The sequence below is a fragment of the Bartonella sp. W8151 genome (assembly GCF_016100385.1).
GTDB classification, from domain to species: domain Bacteria; phylum Pseudomonadota; class Alphaproteobacteria; order Rhizobiales; family Rhizobiaceae; genus Bartonella; species Bartonella apis.
Map to the genome: position 1 here is coordinate 277,456 of NZ_JACFSO010000004.1, position 17,821 is coordinate 295,276.

The 17,821-nt window shown below is 44.6% G+C and carries 11 protein-coding genes; 4 read left to right on the forward strand and 7 right to left on the reverse strand.

Features of this window, described 5'->3' with window-relative positions; all coding sequences use genetic code 11:
- The first annotated feature begins 803 nt into the window (after positions 1 to 803).
- Both recG and H3V14_RS09150 read left to right on the forward strand, forming a co-directional pair.
- Positions 804 to 2,912 carry an ATP-dependent DNA helicase RecG gene (recG, locus tag H3V14_RS09145; protein WP_198228129.1) on the forward strand — a complete coding sequence of 703 codons (2,109 nt, stop codon included), beginning with the start codon at positions 804 to 806 and terminating at the stop codon, positions 2,910 to 2,912.
- A gap of 3 nt (positions 2,913 to 2,915) precedes the next feature.
- The gene (locus H3V14_RS09150) at positions 2,916 to 3,830 is read left to right on the forward strand and encodes a phosphodiester glycosidase family protein (RefSeq protein ID WP_246785131.1); all 915 of its coding nucleotides are present in this window, start codon (positions 2,916 to 2,918) and stop codon (positions 3,828 to 3,830) included.
- A gap of 60 nt (positions 3,831 to 3,890) precedes the next feature.
- On the opposite strand, the gene glmS is transcribed toward H3V14_RS09150, so the two are convergent.
- The 3 genes from glmS to H3V14_RS09165 all read right to left on the reverse strand — a co-directional run bounded on the left by glmS (position 3,891) and on the right by H3V14_RS09165 (position 8,029).
- Positions 3,891 to 5,714, reverse strand: coding sequence for a glutamine--fructose-6-phosphate transaminase (isomerizing) (gene glmS, locus H3V14_RS09155; RefSeq protein ID WP_198228131.1), 1,824 nt, complete (start codon positions 5,712 to 5,714; stop codon positions 3,891 to 3,893).
- A 155-nt stretch (positions 5,715 to 5,869) separates the two neighbouring features.
- Positions 5,870 to 7,225, reverse strand: a complete 1,356-nt coding sequence (glmU, locus tag H3V14_RS09160) for a bifunctional UDP-N-acetylglucosamine diphosphorylase/glucosamine-1-phosphate N-acetyltransferase GlmU (protein WP_198228133.1) — start codon at positions 7,223 to 7,225, stop codon at positions 5,870 to 5,872.
- Positions 7,226 to 7,240: 15 nt separating this feature from the next.
- Positions 7,241 to 8,029, reverse strand: a complete 789-nt coding sequence (locus tag H3V14_RS09165; RefSeq protein ID WP_075870640.1) for a cytochrome c biogenesis CcdA family protein — start codon at positions 8,027 to 8,029, stop codon at positions 7,241 to 7,243.
- Positions 8,030 to 8,222: 193 nt separating this feature from the next.
- Between H3V14_RS09165 and mprF the strand changes: the two genes are divergently transcribed.
- Both mprF and H3V14_RS09175 read left to right on the forward strand, forming a co-directional pair.
- Positions 8,223 to 10,847, forward strand: coding sequence for a bifunctional lysylphosphatidylglycerol flippase/synthetase MprF (mprF, locus tag H3V14_RS09170; RefSeq protein WP_075870639.1), 2,625 nt, complete (start codon positions 8,223 to 8,225; stop codon positions 10,845 to 10,847).
- Positions 10,844 to 12,271, forward strand: coding sequence for a virulence factor family protein (locus tag H3V14_RS09175; RefSeq protein ID WP_198228135.1), 1,428 nt, complete (start codon positions 10,844 to 10,846; stop codon positions 12,269 to 12,271). Before mprF ends, H3V14_RS09175 begins: the two co-directional genes overlap by 4 nt.
- 708 nt (positions 12,272 to 12,979) lie before the next feature.
- On the opposite strand, the gene H3V14_RS09180 is transcribed toward H3V14_RS09175, so the two are convergent.
- From H3V14_RS09180 to adhP, 4 genes are all read right to left on the reverse strand, one after another.
- Positions 12,980 to 13,234, reverse strand: a complete 255-nt coding sequence (locus H3V14_RS09180) for a hypothetical protein (RefSeq protein WP_075917124.1) — start codon at positions 13,232 to 13,234, stop codon at positions 12,980 to 12,982.
- 61 nt (positions 13,235 to 13,295) lie between these two features.
- A complete protein-coding gene (locus tag H3V14_RS09185) occupies positions 13,296 to 13,493 on the reverse strand; it encodes a YbdD/YjiX family protein (RefSeq protein ID WP_075917226.1) in 198 nt (65 codons plus the stop codon).
- Between the two features lie 74 nt (positions 13,494 to 13,567).
- Positions 13,568 to 15,613: a carbon starvation CstA family protein gene (locus H3V14_RS09190; protein ID WP_198228137.1), complete on the reverse strand. Its 2,046-nt coding sequence runs from the start codon at positions 15,611 to 15,613 to the stop codon at positions 13,568 to 13,570.
- 636 nt (positions 15,614 to 16,249) lie between these two features.
- Positions 16,250 to 17,284, reverse strand: coding sequence for an alcohol dehydrogenase AdhP (adhP, locus tag H3V14_RS09195; RefSeq protein ID WP_198228139.1), 1,035 nt, complete (start codon positions 17,282 to 17,284; stop codon positions 16,250 to 16,252).
- Between the last annotated feature and the right edge of the window lie 537 nt (positions 17,285 to 17,821).

Consider the following 17,821-nt stretch of genomic DNA (forward strand, 5'->3'; position numbering starts at 1 on the left):
AATGACAACACATCATATAAAATATCGGACATCAGCTTTTCCTTTCTTGTTATGTATTCTTTATGTTCTCGTTTTGTTCTTTTTTCAAGTTATAATTTTCGCCGTACTCGTCATGGTTAATGATTTATTTTCATGAGTGACATTTCTTCCTCAATTTCAGTGCAGGGAAATATCCTAATCAGGACCTAATTGTAATGATTTGGGTTCAATCACATATCAAATTTAGAAATCATCGAAAGATACGATCTTCCCGGTCTCGCCTAATCCTGAACTGACAAACGAAAAGTTCCGCTAAAGCGGTTTTCGTTTGCATTCATTGCAATGATCAGCTGAACGTTTTGTGCCTTGAAATATCCAGTGCGCGCAAAACCGTAAACGAGTGTTTCAAACTTCCGGAGTGATAAAAACCGGCTCCGATCGGCCCCAAAAATCTTGTCAACAATCAGAATAAATAAAAGTGTTTTTGCATAATCATCAATTAGAATTTATAATTCTCAAAAATTCGGTCGGCAGTGATCCGATTGAAAACTTCGCCTAATAGCTCTCCAAACCGGTTTCATGGTTTAAACTGCTGCAGCACATTTTTGATTGCAAAAATGACCAAACGACCAGTTAATCCGGCATAAGCTGTTTCACATGGATATCAATGATCATGATCTCAAACGCATGAAATTTGTTCGATTGTTCAACTTTTGAAAAATTTAAAAGCTATTGTCGAGACTGCTTTGATATCAAAAGGTTTTAGCAGACGAATCGGATTTTGATACTGGTAAAAATCGTTTCTCGCCGTTAAATTCATAGTCATGCGACCGACATTACTTGACCCATTTTTTGCGACGATAAGAAGCCTTTCCGGCATAGGGCCCAAGGTCGGTTTAACGATATCCAAACTTCTCGATATTGATCCGACACAAGGCGAACCGAGACTTATCGATCTTATCCAGTTAATGCCGTATTCTGTTATCGATCGCAGGCAGCGCCCCGGTGTCGCTTTTGCAATAGATGGTGCTGTGACGACTGCCGAGATAGTCGTTGACTATCATCAGGCGCCCCCAAACAACAATAAACGTCTTCCCTATCGCATATTTGGTCATGACAAGACAGGCGAAATAATTTTGGTGTTCTTTCATGCCCAAGCAAACTGGTTGCAAGGCCAATTGCCTGAAGGCGAAAAAGTTATCGTTTCGGGGAAAGTGGAACGATTTAACGGTCATGTTACCATGGTTCATCCGGATTATATTGTTCCGGCTGGACACAGCGAAAAACTACCACTTATTGAACCTGTTTACCCGCTAACGGCAGGCTTATCAGGAAAAACGCTGGGACGCGCGATAGGCGAAGCACTTAACCGGATCCCCGTGTTACCGGAATGGATTGATCACACAATGATGAGACAATCCGGTTTTCCTTCCTTCGGCGTCGCTTTACGTAGAATTCACCTGCCGGTGGATCCCGCCGATGTCAGTGTCGATAGTTTATCCAGAAAGCGCCTCGCCTATGATGAATTTCTGGCCGGTCAATTAGCGCTTGGGTTGGTACGGCACAAAACCAAGAAATTGGCTGGCAAAGCCAATCCTCCAAAAGGCACCTACACAAAAAAACTCCTGCACGCCCTGCCCTTCACCTTGACAAAAGGTCAAGAAGCGGCAATTGGCGAAATATCGCGAGACCTTGCTTCCAACGAGGCTATGTTGAGGCTGCTGCAGGGAGATGTGGGATCAGGTAAAACTGTGGTTGCTTTTATGGCAATGGCGCAGATTGCCGAAAATGGCGGTCAATCCGCACTCATGGCTCCGACTGAAGTTTTGGCACAGCAGCATTTTGCAACAATTGCACCGTTGGCTGAAAAAATTGGCCTGAAAACGGTTTTGCTGACAGGCCGCGAAAAAGGTAAAAGCCGCGAAAAAATTATTGACGACATCAAAACCGGTAAAACTGCGATTATCATCGGAACGCATGCACTTATCCAGGACAGTGTCGATTATCATAACCTTTCGCTTGCAATTATTGACGAACAGCATCGTTTTGGTGTCCATCAACGTCTTGATCTTTTAGCCAAGGGCATCCGCCCAGATATGCTTGTGATGACTGCGACACCGATTCCACGAACATTGGTCATGACCGCATTCGGCGACATGGATGTTTCACAACTGAAAGAAAAGCCATCGGGTCGAAAACCTGTAATCACAGCTATTTTACCGGAAGAGCGATTGGGCGAGCTTCTCGAACGGGTAAGTGTCGCGCTTAATCGTGGTGACAAGATTTACTGGATATGCCCCTTGGTCGAGGAGTCCGAAAGTCTGGAGCTCACATCGGTTGAAAAACGATTTGAATTTCTTCATAACCGGTTTGGCAACATTGTCGGAATTGTTCATGGCAAAATGGCTCCCACCGAAAAAGACAAGGCAATGCAGGATTTTAAGGAAGGCAAAACGCGTTTGCTTGTTGCCACTACCGTTGTGGAAGTAGGTGTGGATGTCCCCGACGCATCAATCATGATTATCGAGCATGCCGAACGCTTCGGCCTTTCCCAGCTTCACCAGTTACGTGGAAGAGTAGGAAGAGGTGACAAACAATCATCGTGTATTTTACTCTATAAGGCACCGATTGGCAAAATTGCCGAGTCAAGACTGAATGTCATGCGTGAAACGCAAGACGGTTTTCGTATAGCCGAAGAAGATTTGCGACTTCGTGGCGAAGGTGAAGTGTTAGGAACCCGACAATCCGGAGTTCCCGAATTTCATATGGCGGATCTTGAGGTGCACAGCGATTTGTTGACAATTGCCAGAAAAGATGCGCGCTTCATTCTTGAAAAAGACCCGCAACTTGTTTCGGAACGTGGTCAGGCATTGCGACTGTTGCTTTATCTTTTCCGTCAAGACGGGGCAATAAAATTACTGCGAGCCGGTTAAATTATGAAAAAGAACCATATCATCACGCCGCTTTTGATAACGCTAACCGGACTATTGGTAACAGTGGGAAGTTTTATGTTTTTCAGGCAAACACCAACGTTAGAAAAGCCTGATAGCACCACCCCACATGGTTCCAATCCACCCATTGTAACCGAACCACAACAACAAGGCCAAAAGACCGGAGAAGCGCAACAACAAACTGCTAAACACAATTTCTGCTACCACCAGAAATTTGAAAACAAGTCTTATATTGTCTGCGAGGTCGATCCGGAAAAATATAATATTTCGCTTTTTCTCGATGACTCAAACGGTCAACCTTTCAAGTATTTTCGCAACGTTGAAAAATATTTACGTGAACAAGGAAAAACGATCGCGTTCGCTGTCAATGGCGGCATGTACCACAAGGATTTTTCGGCGGTCGGACTTTATGTTGAAAACGGCAAAACTATTCATCCCGTTTCGACAAAAGATGGACCCGGAAATTTTCATATGAAGCCTAACGGAATTTTCTTTGTCGAGGGGGAAAAAGCCGGTGTTCTGGATACTGAAAGATTTCTGAAATCAAAAATCAACCCCGATATTGCAACTCAATCGGGACCGATGCTTGTCATCGAAAACAAAATTCACCCAAGATTTATTGTCAACTCGCCTTATCTCGAATATCGAAACGGCGTTGGCGTCAGAACAGATGGAACAGTTGTTTTTGTCAACTCTGAAGGACGAGTGAACTTTGATGAATTCGCACGATTTTTTCGTGATGAAATGAAAACCCCGAACGCACTTTTCCTTGATGGTTCAATATCAAGCCTTTATGCACCCGAACTGAAACGTTATGACTGGTGGTACGGACTTGGTCCTATTATCGCTGTCACTATCCCCTTTAAACCACAGGATCAGGTTTTAAAATCAGGAAACTGATATCATTTCTCCTCATAAGCGGGGAGAAATGACGGTTTGTACGTAAATTGAATTCAGACTTTATTCAACGGTTACCGATTTAGCAAGATTGCGCGGCTGATCGACATCTGTGCCAAGCAACACTGCTGTATGATAAGCAATCAATTGCACTGGAACTGCATAAACAATAGGAGCAATGAATTCCGGAACATCCGGCATAACAATCGTTGACAGGCTATTCACCCCTGCCTTAGCAGCACCATCCTTATCCGTAATCAGAATGATCCGGCCACCACGGGCAGCCACTTCCTGCAAATTGGAAACAGTCTTGTCAAACCAACGATCATGTGGCGCAACGACTATAACAGGCATCGTTTCATCAATAAGTGCTATTGGTCCGTGTTTCAATTCTCCAGCTGCATAACCTTCAGCATGGATATAGGAAAGCTCTTTAAGCTTGAGCGCACCTTCTAATGCGATCGGATAGGACGTACCGCGACCGATATATAGGATGTTCTTCACCGTCATTAACTCACGGCATATTTCCTCGATATCACTATCAAGTTTCAGAACATCGGTCACAATCCTTGGAAGTTCTGCAAGTTGCTGAACCATTTTTTGTTCTGTTTTCCGGTCGAGCATTCCACGGTGTTTGGCCGCCGTCAGAACGACCGATGCCAGAGCAGACAGCTGACAGGTAAAAGCCTTTGTAGAGGCAACACCGATTTCAGGGCCGGCTAGTGTAGGAAACATAAAATCCGCTTCCCTTGCCATGGTCGATTGCAAAACATTGACAACTGTCGCTGTTTTTATCCCTTTTGCATGACAATATCGCAAAGATGCAAGCGTATCTGCTGTTTCCCCTGACTGCGACACAAACATTGCTAAGGTTTTGTCTGTCATCGGCGGTTCACGATATCTGAATTCGGAAGCGACATCATTTTCTACAATCAGACCGCATAATTTTTCAAACCAATAACGCGCAACCAATGTCGAATAAAAGGCTGTTCCACAACTTGCGAAGATCAAACGGTCAATATTGGCCCAATCTATCGGATTGGCAGCTTCGTTTACTTTGCCAGCACCCAAATCCACATAATGAGCCAGAGTATGTGAAATGACTTCCGGTTGCTCGAACATTTCCTTGTGCATGAAATGGCGGTGATTACTTTTTGAAACGAGAAACGCGTTCCCCGAAGATGTCGAAATCTCACGTTCAACAATCTGGTCATCCGTATCATAGATTGTCGCACTGTTGTGGGTGAGGACAACCCAATCACCGTCTTCAAGATAGCAAATCCGGTCAGTGAAGGGGGCAAGTGCGATAGCGTCCGAGCCAACGAACATCTCGCCTTTACCGTAACCGATAGCAAGCGGCGGACCAAAGCGCGCCGCAATCATCAGGTCTTCTTCACCTTCAAAAATAAGGGCAACGGCATAGGCACCGCGCAGCCGCTTGAGACTGACGCGCATCGCCTCCACAGGTGTCAATCCACCGTTTATTTCTCTCGTTACAAGATGAGCCAGCACCTCAGTATCTGTGTCAGATTCAAAAACACAACCATCAGCGATAAGTTCGTCCCGCAATTCGGCAAAATTTTCGATGATGCCGTTATGGACTACAGCTACCTTGCCGGTCATCTGAGGATGAGCGTTACGTTCAACCGGTGCACCGTGAGTGGCCCAACGTGTATGGCCGATGCCAATTTCGCCTTTTAATGGGGTTTTTTGTAACTTTTCTTCAAGATTAACGAGTTTTCCGGGGGCTCTCAGGCGCCCTAAACGTCCTTGGTAAACGGTAGCGATTCCAGCCGAGTCGTACCCCCGATATTCAAGTCTTTTTAACCCGTCAAGCAACAGCGGTGCCACGTCTCTATGACCAAGGATTCCAATAATTCCACACATATAAAACTTCGCTCCGGGTTAATATTAATTCGATGACTTATAACAAGCTGATTAATAATTTATCAGCATTTTTGTTCCCAGCAGTTTCAGTCTCGAATATTTTAGAACGCAAAATCATTCCAAGTTTTTAAATCTTAAAAATGGCATTTTTGCCATTACTTTTTTTTATTTTTTAATGCGGAAAAACGCTCTCTCAAGGCATTCGCGCGTCCTTCCTTGTTTATCTGTCGTGCACGACCGAATGCAACACTGTTTTCGGGAACCTGATCGGTTATTACACTGCCGGAAGCAACGTAAGCCCCGTCGCCAATTTCGACAGGTGCAACTAAAGCCGAGTTGGATCCGATAAATGCATTTTCGCCGATAATCGTTTTCCATTTATTGAAGCCATCATAATTACAGGTTATTGTCCCTGCTCCGATATTGGTATGCCCACCAACGACAGCATCACCGATATAAGTAAGGTGGTTGACTTTCGCACCTTCGCCAATTTTCGCGTTTTTGATTTCACAGAAATTGCCAACCTTTGAAGAATTTTCAAGAATCGCTCCGGGACGCAACCGTGCGTAAGGCCCGATCTCTGATTGCGCTTTGACAATTGCTCCTTCCAAATGGCTGAAACCATGGATGACAACACCTGTCTCCACTTTCACATTAAGGCCAAAAAATACGTTCGGTTCAATAATGACATCGCGGTCGATTTCGGTGTCATATGAAAAGTAAACGGTTTCCGGTCGCAGCATTGTTACTCCCGATAGCATGAGTTCTTTGGCTCTACGTTTTTGCCACAATGCTTCAGCTTGCGAAAGCTCGACACGTGTATTTACGCCTATGACATTCTCAAAGGGGATGGAAATTGCTCTCACTTCAAGCTCGCGGGATACTCCGATCTTCACAATGTCGGTGAGGTAATATTCTTTCTTTGCGTTTTCATTTTTGATTTGCTCAAGCAATGAAAGAGCAAGTTTGCCATTCAACGCCATAACACCACCATTACAGAATTTTATCTTTTTCTGTTCGGTAGTTGCATCTTTTTCTTCAACAATTTCTTGAAGCTTTCCGTCTTTTTCGATCAAACGCCCATAACCTGACGGATTTTCGGTTACAAAACCCATGACAACAATATCGGCACCGTGCGCGAGCTCGTCTCTCGCGCGTTCCAACGACTTCGCTTCGATAAGCGGTGTATCGCCAAAAACAATCAACACATCATCATAATTCTCGCCCAACATCTGACGTGCCGAGAGAGCCGCATGTGCTGTTCCAAGACGTTCTTTTTGCAGATAGATATTTGCAGTTTTCGAAAATTCTTTTACAGCCGATGATACGTCATCTGCGCCGCGTCCAACGACAACAGCAATATCACTCTTCCCGATCAATTGAACCTGTCGAACAACATGACAAACGAGCGGTAAGCCCGCTATTTTATGCAGCACTTTTGGCAAAGACGATTTCATCCGTGTGCCTTCACCCGCTGCTAAAATTATTGAAAGACAACTGCGGCCCATCATTTACCTCGTTAATGATTAGAAGAGATTTCGGAAAAAAGACACGATATCCGACCAGCTTAATGCTTCTATACTGCTTAGCGACGGATATTTTTCCAGAAGCCAGAATGAAACATTCTGCATTTCTCCGGTTAAGAACAGAATGCCGGCAATAATAAGCAAAATTCCGATGATTTTTTCGACTTTCCCCAAATGCATTCTGAATGAGCTTAAAAACCACATAAAGAAGTTCGAAAACAACGCAGCCAAAATGAAGGGTATAGCCAATCCGAGCGAATATATGCCTAGAAGAAAAGCTCCTTCACCAACTGATTCTTTAGTACCGGCGAAAGTTAGAATAGGACCAAGGACCGGCCCCACACAGGGTGTCCATCCAAAAGCGAAAGCCAACCCGATAATATAGGCACCCAAAGGGCCTGCCGGTGTTTTTCGAGTCTGAAAACGAACTTCGCGTGCAAGCAATCCAATTCTGAATACACCTAAGAAATTGAGACCGAAGATTATAATGATAACACCGGCAATCATCGCCAATATATCTCGATATTGTCCGATAAAATGCCCGACTGTACTTGCGGTGGCACCAAGTGCGATAAAAACTGTTGAAAAGCCCAATGAAAAGGCGATTGCGGCAATAAACAATGCTAGACGGACAGGCTGTTTTTTCCGGGTGTCGCTGTTGCGAAAATCTTCAACACTAACACCGGCCATATAACACAGATAAGGAGGTACGAGTGGCAAGACACAAGGCGACAGAAATGAAAGTGCACCACCTAAAAATACCCCGAATGTCGATAATTCTGAAAACAATTGTCTCGTTCCGTAACGTTTGCATCGGTATTATCTTATATTAAGCTCTGTGAAAACCTTCAAGCGTACGAAACTTGCAGTTTTAAAAACCGGTTCATCCACATAAAGATGACAAATTCAATTCGTAAAATTTCACAGATAGTGGTTTAAGTCTGCGACATAACAAACTGATCAATGGTCTAAAAGGATTCACATGACGAGCGAGAATAAACTGGATGAAAATGCGGCTGGTACCACTCCACCAAAAGAGCCGTCCCGTCTTCTACATCTGGCCAAAACTTCTATTGTTCCCTTGTTCGGCCTGTTAATCGCAGCCATTTCCTTCTTTGTTCTATGGGAACTTTTAAAGACCACTTCGAGACATGACACAATTGAAGCTTTCAAAAGCTATACGACTCCCACTTTACTAACCGCGCTATTTTTTACCGCACTGAGTTTTTGCGGCATCGCACTTTATGACGTTGTGGCCGCGCGCACCATTGCTCCGGGCAAAATTACTATGCCTGTCGCAGCACTCGCAGGATCTGCCGGTTATGCTGTTTCCAATGCCCTCGGTTTTTCTTTCCTTACGGGGGGAGCATTACGTTACCGCGTTTATGCTGGTGAAGGTGTCGGACTTGCCGATATCGGACGTATCATAAGCATGTCGTGGTTTTCGATGTGGTTTGCTTTACTCACAGTCATCGGATTTGCACTTGCCTTCGAGCCCGAAAACCTCCCCTTCCTTGGTACGCTCAATTTAACCGGCGACCGAATTGCCGGCTTCGCCATCATCATCCTTTTGGTTGCTCTCATTTTATGGCTTTACGGTGGTGCAAGAGAATTGAAAGTCGGCCCGCTGTCATTGAAACTCCCCGGCTCCCGCGGTGCTTTGATGCAGATTTTTGCAGGCCTCGTTGATATTACGTCGGCATCTGCCACACTTTATGTGCTGATGCCTGCCGATTTGCAAACCGGTTTTCTTGCTTTCAATCTCGTCTTTGCAGTTGCTATTGTTATCGGCGTCGTAAGCCATTCTCCGGGCGGTCTTGGTGCTTTTGAAGCCATTCTGATTGGTGGACTTGGACTTGCCGGAAATGCACAAGGTGTGGCTGCTCTTTTGACCTACCGGTTGATTTACACAATATTGCCACTCGTTATTGCAATTGTCGGCATTGCATTCTGGGAAATGTTCCGGCAACGCAAGCGCGTCTCGGCACGCGCGGCCCAAGTATCGCGCATTATCGAACCGATGATACCTTTTATTTCTGCCGGCCTTACTTTTCTTGCCGGTGTTGTGATGTTGATATCGGTTGTTACACCGGGGCGCCGGATAAGGCTTGATGTCCTTTCCGATATATTGCCTTTGATATTTATCGAGACATCGAATCTTGCTGCCAGTCTCATCGGTGTGACACTTCTCGTTGTTTCCTACGGATTGGCGCGACGCCTCGTCAATGCATGGTTTGTTACCATTTTTCTATTGCTGGCAGGTGCGGTTTTTTGTCTGACCAAAGGACTCGATTGGGAAGAAGCAACTATTCTGTGCGTGTTTGCTTTGATTCTATGGGGGTTCAAGCGCTCGTTTTATCGTCGGCCATTAAATAATGGTTTGACTATCAGTTGGGGCTGGCTTGCCAGTATTGCAGCTTTTGTATGTGCTGTCATATGGCTCGGCTTTTTTGTTTACCGCCACGTCGAATATTCAAATGAATTATGGTGGAGCTTTGCATGGAACGCCAATGCGCCGCGTTTCCTAAGAGCAAGCGTAGTTATATTTTCGGTTGTATTTATCGTAGCTCTCTACAACATTATCCATAGGCCGCTGCGCAAGCGCTCGAAACGCGAAACGGCAATTCCCGAATGCATACCGGAACTTGTTGCCCAATCTCCTTTGTCGGATACGGCTTTGGCGCTTTTGGGCGACAAACAATTTCTGATTTCGCCAAATAAAGATGGTTTCATTATGTACAGCAAATCAGGTGGTAGCCTGATTGCTTTAGGCGAACCGGTCAGCAACGACGAGAAAGTTTTTAGCGATCTCGCCTGGGAGTTTCGAAAACACGCAGATGATGCGGCATTACGGACCGTTTTTTATGGCGTGGGGCCAAGTCACTTACCGCTCTATCTTGATATGGGGTTGACAGCTATCAAACTGGGTGAGGTAGCAAAAGTTCACCTACCGGATTTTTCGCTTGAAGGACCGAAACGTCAACCTTTCCGTTATGCCGAACGTAAAGCTGCACGTGAAGGTCTCGTGTTTTCCATTATTCCGGCAAACGAGGTGGGCAATCATCTGGTCGCACTTCGCCATGTGTCTGACACCTGGCTTGCTTCCAAATCGGGTGCCGAAAAACGCTTTTCTATCGGTTATTTCAATGAAGAATTTTTAAAGCGTTATGATGTTGCAGTTATGACAAAAGATAATCAGATAGTCGCATTTGCAAATGTTTGGAAAAGCGGGAATCATAACGAAATAACTGTTGATATGATGCGTTATCTTCCTAATGTATCCAAAGTGATGATGGACGCATTATTCGCTAATCTGTTGCTTTACGGAAAGGAACAGGGTTTTCAATGGTTTAATCTGGGCGCGGCTCCCTTAGCCGGTCTATCGACAAATAGGCTTGCTGCCCGTTGGCAACGCATAGGATCGTTCATTTATCGCAGGGGGCGCGATCTTTATCATTTCGACGGCTTAAAAGCTTTCAAAGATAAATTCGATCCTGTCTGGTCTCCACATTACCTCATTTGCCCGGGAGGATTCGAAACGGCCAAAGTTCTTTTTGATGTTACAACACTGATAAACGGCAACCCTCTGGAGTTCTTACGCAAATGACAATCAGACGTATACTTTTACTGGTCTTGGCGGTTATAGTCGTTGCAGCAGCAACATATGGCATTCTTCACCGTGGAAAAATCAACCGTTTATGGGCAAGTTTCATTGGCTCCACTGCACCGGTTGTTTACGCTGAAGGTGAACGCTTTACCGATATTCCGGTATATCTTCCGCAAGGAGAAATCAGGGGACTTGCTATCGTCGTTTCGGATGCGGGAGGTCCAAAAACCCGTGAAGCCGATATAACGGCTGCACTTTTGAAGAGAAATCTCATCGTCGCATCAGTCAATTTTGACCGCTGGCGGGAAGAACTTGATAAAGAAGATGGCGATTGCGTCTACCTCGTGTCCGATTTGGAAGCATTATCGAAAGACATCCTTCGTCGTTTGGATCTCGACGTGTATTTTCACCCCGTCGTCGTAGGAATCGGTGAAGGGGGAATAGTATCATACGCTGCCGCCGCTGACTCTCCGGAAAATACGTTGGCCGGAACGGTTGTCATTGATCCCTCCCAATCTTCGCACACACGTTTACCTTCCTGCACGGAAGCCGCAGACGCCACCAAGATGCCCGACGGAGGTTACAGTTACGAAATTGGGGCGAAAGTCCCCTCGCCTGTGACAATAATAACAAACAAGCTCGAAGCAAACGATGTAAAGCAAGCAGCACGCGATAAAATCGCCGCTATTGTCAATGATCCGGCTTTTGAAACGAGAGTTAAGATCACTGTCGATACAGCACTCGACTATGCTATTCGTGATGCGGCAAACGCTGATTTGCCTATTGTCGACATGCCTTCCAAAAATCCGGCAAAAGCTCTCGTTATTTTCTTTTCCGGCGATGGCGGCTGGCGCGATATCGATATGGAAATCGGCGACTTGTTACAAAGTGAAGACATCCATGTCATCGGCATTGATTCACTGCGTTATTTTTGGAGTACACGCACTCCTGAAGAAATCGCCAAGGATATCGAACAACTTGTTCAGGAGGCGGATCCTCAACAACGCTTGCCTGTTGCGCTTTTTGGCTATTCTTTTGGTGCCGATGTATTGCCTTTCGCATGGGAAGTCCTTGATAACTCGGTGAAAGATCAAACTGTCATGATTGCCTTGATGGGTCTATCCAAAACTGCAGATTTCCAAATCTCGATTGATGGATGGCTTGGTGGAGCTGGTGACACGCCGGTTCTTGATCAGATGCAATATGTACCTGCAGAGAAAACAGTGTGCGTTTACGGCGAAGACGAAGATGATACGGCCTGTACCGATGAAGCTTTGGACGGCATGCAACGTCTCAAACTTCCTGGTGGACACCATTTTGATGAAGACTATAAAAGTCTCGCGAGATCTCTCCATACAATTTTGATCAATAAAATAAAATCGAACAAAAACGCTACAAAGTCACCGGATGAAGCGAATGAATAGTATCGGCATAAAAATTTAAAATGCGACAATGCTTATGACCACTTATGAGATGTCAGTTGCAACATTTTCGCTGGTTTCGTTCATGAGTTTCGGGAGCCTGTTTCTTGATTGATGATTGAGAAGCGACTTCCGAAACCTCAGGCGATTGAAACGTTGTTCTAGTACGCCGATAAACTGTCAGATTACCGACATTGATATGGTATCGGCTTTTTCGAGTTTTTCGATATTTACAATCAGGCTATTCGCAATGATTGTTACAGCAATTTAAAAAGCCTTTGAAGTTCTTCTAGACTGCCGTTAGCAACGTTAACCTGGTATTCCAATTGAAAGAACGACGGAGGGTTGTTCGTCTCAAAAACGACAGCATACGCTTCTCATTTTGGGCAGCTCTATAATGCAGACAAACGCCTGTGAACACCCAATTTTTGATAGTTTTTTAATGCGCCCCTTCAGGTGCATTCCGTTACCAGCATATTCCTCGTCATTGATCAAATATGAACGCTAAAGCAATTCCCAATTTTATTGTCTATTTTTGTTAGTTAATATCAATTTCAACGCAGAGTTTTTTGGTAGATCCAGAGGGAACAATTAAACCAACTGTCTTTTTCGTATATACAATCGTCGACATTTTTAAACCGAACGGACTTCAAAAAACAATACGACAATCAAAAGCGATATCCATATAAAGGCCGGAAGAGGCGGGTTCCTTTACCGGCAATGATACGGGCTTTCACTCTTCAATTCCTGATTAGTATTGCTGTCGCGGATACGAATGACTGCACCGGGGTAAACCGAACACATGCTATTTCTTACAGTGTATATCCCTGATCCCTCGGCATATAAGTCAAGTTTTGTATTGATCGGCTTGCCATCTTTGTCTTCAACTGTAATCCGATAGGAACCATGTAATGTCAAACATCCTGTGAGCATTACCAGGCTCGTCAACAAAACTTTCTTCCACATATCATCCTCCACGCGGATAAAACTGATTACACTTACCCAATTGTTCTACAATTTCGTTCAGTCAACAGCATTTAAAGCCACCCTTCCCTCCATATCTTGCTTCCTGACGTTCACGAAAAAATTCGTTATAAGACATCGGTCGTTGATCCGGATGAACCGATTTCATATGGCAAACGTAAGTATCATAATCCGGCACCCCGACCATGAGCTTTGCTGTTTTGCCGAGAAATTTCCCGACATTTAAAAAATTCAAGCACATAACCAAATTCCTTTACGTAGACTATAAACCGTTTCCTAAAATCCCTTAGACTTTTACTTTCCGAAGCGTTCCAATCACTTGATTTCGACCGGTTTTGTTGGAAATGGTTCATAGGGCAATTCATTGACGATAGGTTTATCGGATTTTAGCGCGTTTAACGCTGATCTAATGGCAAAGAACGTTAAAGCCAGAACGACGAGCATGAATAAAGCCGTTAAAACACCATTTATATAATTACCAAGTGCTAACTGGCTATTTGGTGCTTTGCTCGCGGCAACAAAAAAGCTGAGTTTTGCATCAAATACCTTTTGCCAACCGGCTGTCATTGTACAAACAAACAACCATGCGGAAGGCAGAATTGCTACCCACGCATAACGTTGTTGTTTCATCTTGAACAAAACAACCGTACACAGAAGTAAAGCCACAGCCGCAAGCATCTGGTTTGCTATGCCAAACAACGGCCAAAGCGAATATATGCCGCCTTTCGGATCAACAGCTCCCTGATATACGAAATACCCCCACATCAAGACAACGAGCGCGGTAGCAACAAGGTTGGCAAAAAGATTATCGGTTTTGCGCATATGCGGAAATGCAATGCCCATCAGGTCTTGAAGCATAAAACGAGCTGAACGCGTACCGGCATCGACAGCTGTAAGAATGAACAATGCTTCGAACAAAATGGCAAAATGGTACCAGAAGGACATACTCATCCAGCCACCTAATGCATTGTGCAAAATATGCGCCATTCCAACCGCCAGCGTTGGTGCGCCGCCCGTTTTTGCAACAATAGATTTTTCGCCGACTTCATGAGCAATATTGGTGAGCATGTCCGGAGTTACTTGAAAGCCCCATCCGGAGACAACCGTTGCAGCAGATTGAACAAGGTCTCCCGTTCCTGATGGAAGAAGGACACTCAACGGTGCGTTCATCGAAAAATATACACCCGGATTGATCACACTTGCCGCGATCAACGCCATAATAGCGACAAAAGATTCCATCAACATACCACCATAGCCAATGAAGCAGGCTTGGTCTTCATTAGCCAACATTTTGGGTGTGGTTCCCGAGGAAATAAGTGCATGAAACCCCGAAACAGCACCGCAGGCAATGGTAATGAACAAAAATGGAAAGAGGTTTCCACCCCATACGGGTCCGCTACCATCCACATATTTGGTGAGAGCCGGCATCTCCAACATCGGACGTACCGCTATTATTCCCACTGCCAGGGCAACAATCGTTCCGATTTTAAGAAAAGTAGACAAATAATCACGCGGAGCAAGCAATAGCCAGACCGGTAAAACCGCCGCAATAAACCCGTAAATTATTATGAAGAGGGTTAATGTTGTTGCTTCATACGTAAACCAGCTTGCGTAGGTACTATCTTTTATCCAACCGCCTGAAACGATTCCGAACAATAAAAGCACCAAGCCGATTATTGACACTTCGCCAATTCGTCCCGGACGAAGATAGCGTAAATAGACCCCCATAAAAAAAGCAAGCGGGATTGTAAAACCAACGGCATAAGTGCCCCAAGGGCTTCCCGCCAACGCCTTGACAACAACCATCGCCAAAACGCCGAGAATGATAATCATAATCATGAAACAGGCAATCAGAGCAATCACACCAGCGACGTTACCCATTTCTTCACGAACAAGTTCACCCAGTGAACGCCCGTCATGGCGTGTCGATATAAACAACACCATAAAATCTTGTACGGCTCCGGCAAGAACGCAGCCGGCTAAAATCCATAAGAGCCCTGGTAAATAGCCCATTTGTGCGGCAAGTACCGGACCAACGAGTGGTCCGGCACCGGCAATAGCGGCAAAATGATGCCCAAAAAGAATTTTTTCGTCCGTTGGTACATAATCAAGACCGTCGTTACGACGGTAAGCCGGCGTCATCCGCGTATTATCGGCTTTCAGCACGATATTGGAAATAAAAAGCCCGTAAATGCGATAAGAAACAAGATATACGCAGACCGCTGCAACGACGATCCACATCGCGTTAATCGTTTCGCCGCGCTCGAGTGCTATATATCCTAATGAAAAAGCACCCAATATCGCCAACGAAATTAATATGATTGTCTGTCTGAACGTCAACGGAATTCTTTTGGTGGCCATATTCCCCTCCTCCGGTAAATATTCCTGCCAGAAATAAGCTGCCCTTTGTTGCCTCCACTGCAAACAAAAAGCATCCGATTATTTATTATTAACCGGATAGATTTGTCTACAGTATTGATGAAAACAAAAATTTTACCTGTGAATAATATCAAAAGGCCAGTTATACTTTCGGTTATTATCTATCACCCGGTTAATCCGGATTTTCCGTGCCCCGATACGATGACGACTAATGGCAAAATCTTATTTTCAATACGCCATTCATCCGGAAATTATCTCTGATAAGCCGTTTTAAAATCAGCTGAAATTCATTCCGAATTAGCGGTTGTGGGGCATCTTTCAGCCCTGACATGAAACTCTTGAAGATAAATAAATATTGCGAATTCGTATATCGAAACTATTTTACCAGTTAGATGCTACGGTTTTAATTAACGAGCGAAATATAGTATGCATCACTAAAATGGACGGTGCCAGCACTGCTCTACCCGCTTCTTCAGCGGTTATAAATTTTTATAATCGAACGGGAAAAATCGGGAGAGTTCGTCGGTACCAACAATTTTTTAAACCAACGAGAGTTTTTAAAAAAACGGGCCCAAAAAATCAGGCCCGTAAAATTTTGATATCAAAATTTTTTAAGTTTTATTTTGTCATATCAAGGACCACACGTCCCTCGATCTTTCCTGCCATCATATCATCAAAGATGTGATTGATGTCAGAAAGTTTATCAGTCGAAATATGCGATTTGACCTTACCCGCAGCTGCGAAATCCAGAGCTTCCTGTAAATCAAGTCGAGTGCCGACGATTGACCCGCGAAGGGTTACACCATTGAGCACCATATTGAAAATCGAGACGGGGAAACTACCAGCCGGAAGGCCGTTCATCGCCAGTGTTCCGCCACGCCGGACCATGCCCAAAGCTTGTTCAAAAGCCTTTGGTGATGCAGCCGTAACAACCATACCGTGAACGCCACCGTCGGTCAGTTTATGCAATTCGGCAGTCGGATCACTGTATTTTGTCACATTGATACCGATATCGGCACCCAGTTCTTTGGCAAGTTCTATCTTGTCATCGGCTACATCGATTGCCGCAACGTTGAATCCCATAGCTTTGGCATATTGGATAGCTAAATGTCCAAGGCCACCAATTCCCGAAATTCCTACCCAATTGCCAGCCTTGGCATCGGTAACTTTTAAGCCTTTATATACAGTGACGCCAGCACACAGGATCGGGGCAATTTCATTAAACCCGATATCCTTCGGCAAATGTCCGACGTAATTCGGATCGGCAACGACGTAATCGGCAAAAGCACCATTAACCGAATAACCTGTATTTAGCTGATTTTCACAAAGGGTTTCCCAACCGGCAAGGCAGTGTGAACAACATCCACATGCCGTATAAAGCCATGGTACGCCAACCCTGTCGCCTTCTTTTACATGTTTGACTCCTCGGCCAACTGCAGAAACATAGCCTACCCCCTCATGCCCCGGAATAAACGGAGGATTTGGTTTTACGGGCCAGTCGCCATGTGCGGCATGTAGATCTGTGTGACATACGCCGCATGCCTGGACACTCACCTGGATCATTCCATCCCCGGGTTCGGGAATCGGTACTTCATCAATGGTAAGGGGCTTTCCAAATTCACGCACAACCGCGGCTTGCATCGTCTTTGCCATGATGGTCTCCTTCATTGGCTAGGAACACATGAATGTTTTCCGAACTCGTTCAGATGGTCCACGCATTCCAACAGTGGTTTTTTGACGAATTTTACAGTGGGCGCCCAAAAGCGCACCCTTCGAGATATGGATTGTTTTTGTAATCAAACAAGTTGTTTTTTGATTATTTCGAACTTATTATCAAAAATATATATTGGAATTTGTATTGATAAAAATATAACTGCCACCTCAATCGTACTGTTATATTTTTAACTTTTCTATATTGTTTCGTTTATGGAAAAAAAGGCGAATGCATACCTAAAATTATTGAATTTTCAAAATTTATCAATTGTTGAAAATAAATTTTTTAATAATCCGGACAACTTATGTTCCGGATCATGATCCGAAATATTTTTTTGGTCAAAATAGTCTTTGGCTGACTTTTATACACTCTACGGTTGATTGACTGATACTTTCAAACAGCCAGCTATTTTAATTATTCCCTCTTTTCATGAAATCAAAAAACCCGAGGTTACCGACAAAATGTTCCCTCACACT

Coding starts and splice junctions, on each gene's coding strand:
- recG (WP_198228129.1), top strand. CDS start 804: ATGCGACCGACATTACTTGACCCATTTTTTGCGACGATAAGAAGCCTT.
- H3V14_RS09150 (WP_246785131.1), top strand. CDS start 2,916: ATGAAAAAGAACCATATCATCACGCCGCTTTTGATAACGCTAACCGGA.
- glmS (WP_198228131.1), bottom strand. CDS start 5,714: ATGTGTGGAATTATTGGAATCCTTGGTCATAGAGACGTGGCACCGCTG.
- glmU (WP_198228133.1), bottom strand. CDS start 7,225: ATGATGGGCCGCAGTTGTCTTTCAATAATTTTAGCAGCGGGTGAAGGC.
- mprF (WP_075870639.1), top strand. CDS start 8,223: ATGACGAGCGAGAATAAACTGGATGAAAATGCGGCTGGTACCACTCCA.
- H3V14_RS09175 (WP_198228135.1), top strand. CDS start 10,844: ATGACAATCAGACGTATACTTTTACTGGTCTTGGCGGTTATAGTCGTT.
- H3V14_RS09180 (WP_075917124.1), bottom strand. CDS start 13,234: ATGTGGAAGAAAGTTTTGTTGACGAGCCTGGTAATGCTCACAGGATGT.
- H3V14_RS09185 (WP_075917226.1), bottom strand. CDS start 13,493: ATGTGCTTGAATTTTTTAAATGTCGGGAAATTTCTCGGCAAAACAGCA.
- H3V14_RS09190 (WP_198228137.1), bottom strand. CDS start 15,613: ATGGCCACCAAAAGAATTCCGTTGACGTTCAGACAGACAATCATATTA.
- adhP (WP_198228139.1), bottom strand. CDS start 17,284: ATGGCAAAGACGATGCAAGCCGCGGTTGTGCGTGAATTTGGAAAGCCC.